Genomic DNA, 2,809 nt, shown 5'->3' with positions numbered 1-2,809 from the left:
TGCGTGGCGGGGTGTAGCCCCGCCCGCTATTTGTGCCAGTTGCGTAAGTCCTGATAGTAAACAAAATAACTACTTTGTATTTTTGGACACAATAGTGATAAATCCTTGAGATGTACCACAGTTAATTTTCATGCTTGGGAATAATACTTAGTTTACCTGACTTTCAGGCTTAATTGAAGTATTGATTTATGAGTAACAGTATTGAGAGCGCCTACTTAATAACCTGAAGAAAAAAGCTCAAGCCTTTGGTTTAGAACTCACTCCTATTTCTGACCCTACGCAATTGTTGAGAGTACAGGTGCTTAGTACAGCTTTGCGTAAAATCATGGCGAATTGAGGGTTGAAATTTAAACACAAAGGGGCGCAGAGGCACGCAGATATTTTGCTATGAATTAATGAGATGTTGTACTTAGTTACAAGTTATTTTAGTAATATTTCTATTTAGGGATGTTATTTTTCATGAGTTTTACTATGAGTTATGGAATGAGTTTTATGAGTTTCAGAGTCTATAAGACAACTAATATTAAAAGTAATTCACTGCAATGTTATATTTAATACGAATTTTGCTTACTTGCTCAAATAACTTATTACTTACTTCACCAAAAGATATGGGAATTGAAGAACTGCGACCACCGGAACTTGAGGATAAGATTGTTTGAGCTAACAACCTTCCAACAGGGGGTAGTCTCTGATAAATTAGGTACCAAATAAAGGCAGATTGCGCTCAATTATCTTTCATGGATCATCAAGAAAAAACAAATCCAAAAACTCAGAAATTAGTCAGTAAATCTCAGGCTTTAACTCAGTTAGCAGTGGAGTTAGATGAATATACCAGTCTTACGCTAGCAAGCTTTGAGCTGACTCGCTGATGTGGGTGTAGGAAATATTTAACTTCTAAAAAAGTGGCTTTTATTGAAAAATTAAGGAGGATTGGTCATGGCACCAATCGATACAGCACCGTTAGAAAACAGCCTGGGATTTCTAGCTTTAGGAGCTTATATTCTCACCTTAATGCCCACGAATCTCAGAATAATTTTTCCTCAAACTAAACAAGCGAACCTTCCCAAATGGCTGTTAAAATATCGACGACTTATCGGTATTCTGGCTTTCTGCTTGGCTTTGCTTCACGCTTTCCTCTTAGTGAAAAAGAGAGACCTTGATTTTTTAGATCCCAATACCTATTGGATTTATATCCAAGGTATATCTACCTTCATAATTTTTACCCTATTGGCAATTACTTCTAATGACTGGAGTGTCAAAAGACTGAAAAAAAATTGGAAGCGATTACATACCCTGACTTACTTAGCTATGTTCCTGCTCACTTGGCACGTTTGGGACAAAATGTTAGAGCATTGGAGCTATTTAACCCCGATTGGGTTAGTAGGGATTGTCATGACAACCCTTTTATTTTTGATGCGACGCTGGATTGAACATCGGAATAAACAACAAAAAGCGAAAGGAAAAGCGTTCTCATCTCAAATTCCAGAAAAAATTACTCTCTAGTAGTCTGCCAACCCAAAAATGCTGCGTGATGGCTGGGGAAAGGGGAAGGGGTAAGGGGTAAGGGATTTGAAACCTTTCCCCCTTCCCCTTTACCCTTTACCCCGCCAAGTTCACTTGGCGAACTACTAGTACGTAGTGGGTGCAAGTCAGATTATTCTCCCACTCGCACAAGGAATGTCCTGTTATGAGATCGAAACAAATTACTTGGAAATCTTCAGCAGCATTGGCAATCAGCACCCTAACGATCTTGCTTGGTAGTAGCAGTTGTGCTAGCCTATTCTTCCACTTCCGAAACGCTAGTGTTGCTACTATCTCTGTTGCAACTATTAAACCCTTACGTTCTGTCCAAGGAAATTCAACTTGGGTTTACGCTCTTGCAATCAGCCCTGATGGACGCTTCCTCGCTAGTGGCAGTTACGATAAAAAAATTAGAATTTGGGATCTGCCTAGTAACACCTTACTCTATACTTTAGAAGGACACGGCGATGCAGTGGTAAGCCTTGCCATCAGTCCAGATAGCAAGATGCTCGCTAGTGGCAGTTGGGATAACCGGATTAAACTCTGGAATTTAGAGACGGGGCAACTGCTTCGTACCCTAGATGGCCATACAGATGATGTAGAAGCCGTTGCCATCAGCCCCAACGGAAAGTGGTTAGCCAGTGGTAGTGCTGACACAACCATCCGCATCTGGAACGTGCAGACTGGCGTACAAGTTCATCAGTTATCGGATGGAAAGTGGGTAAGAACTGTTGCTTTTAGTCCGGATGGGCAGACCTTAGCTAGTGGCAATGAGGGTGGTAAACTCAAAATTTGGCGGCTGATGGATGGTGCTGTTCTAAAAACCCTGAATGCTCATTCACAAGCTGTGCGCTCAGTGACTTTTAGCCCTGATGGACGGACTTTAGCGAGTGGCAGTGCTGATAGGACAGTGAAACTCTGGCAAATGCCCACTGGTAAATTGTTGCACTCCCTAATTGGACATGAAGGAGTTGTGTGGTCAGTGGCTTTCAGTCCCGATGGCAAGAGATTAGCTAGTGGTAGCAATGATAGCACTATCAAGTTATGGGGGTTGCCTGAAGGCAAACTCTTGGAGAATTTGATCGGGCATGAGCGAGGCGTGCGGTCAGTAGTTTTCAGACCGCATGGAAACATGATAGCCAGCAGCAGTGCCGACAAAAGCATCAAACTCTGGTCTGTTCCTAAAGAGTGACAAGAAGCTTTCAGAAAGTAAACAAATCTTTATGAGTAACAGTATTGAGAGCGCCTACTTAATAACCTGAAGAAAAAAGCTCAAGCTTTTGGTTTA

Annotated in this window: 3 protein-coding genes; all 3 read left to right on the top strand. The window is 41.6% G+C overall.

All coding sequences use genetic code 11. The features are described from left to right. Positions 1-737 precede the first annotated feature (737 nt). The 3 genes from ACM0OX_RS35425 to ACM0OX_RS35415 all read left to right on the top strand — a co-directional run bounded on the left by ACM0OX_RS35425 (position 738) and on the right by ACM0OX_RS35415 (position 2,713). The gene (locus tag ACM0OX_RS35425; RefSeq protein ID WP_414519860.1) at positions 738-869 is read left to right on the top strand and encodes a hypothetical protein; all 132 of its coding nucleotides are present in this window, start codon (positions 738-740) and stop codon (positions 867-869) included. 67 nt (positions 870-936) lie between these two features. Further along, positions 937-1,503 carry a ferric reductase-like transmembrane domain-containing protein gene (locus ACM0OX_RS35420; protein WP_414519859.1) on the top strand — a complete coding sequence of 189 codons (567 nt, stop codon included), beginning with the start codon at positions 937-939 and terminating at the stop codon, positions 1,501-1,503. 184 nt (positions 1,504-1,687) lie between these two features. Further along, complete coding sequence (locus ACM0OX_RS35415; protein ID WP_414519857.1) at positions 1,688-2,713, top strand: WD40 repeat domain-containing protein; 1,026 nt, start codon at positions 1,688-1,690, stop codon at positions 2,711-2,713. Positions 2,714-2,809 lie beyond the last annotated feature (96 nt).

The organism is Nostoc sp. PCC 9305 (genome assembly GCF_963920915.1).
In the GTDB taxonomy this organism is placed as follows: Bacteria; Cyanobacteriota; Cyanobacteriia; order Cyanobacteriales; family Nostocaceae; genus Nostoc.
Note: the sequence above shows the minus strand (reverse complement) of the source record. Positions and strands in the feature narration are given on the sequence as shown.

What these genes read in the sequence shown, in the direction of transcription:
- ACM0OX_RS35425 (WP_414519860.1), top strand. Translation starts at nt 738, where the DNA reads ATGGATCATCAAGAAAAAACAAATCCAAAAACTCAGAAATTAGTCAGT.
- ACM0OX_RS35420 (WP_414519859.1), top strand. Translation starts at nt 937, where the DNA reads ATGGCACCAATCGATACAGCACCGTTAGAAAACAGCCTGGGATTTCTA.
- ACM0OX_RS35415 (WP_414519857.1), top strand. Translation starts at nt 1,688, where the DNA reads ATGAGATCGAAACAAATTACTTGGAAATCTTCAGCAGCATTGGCAATC.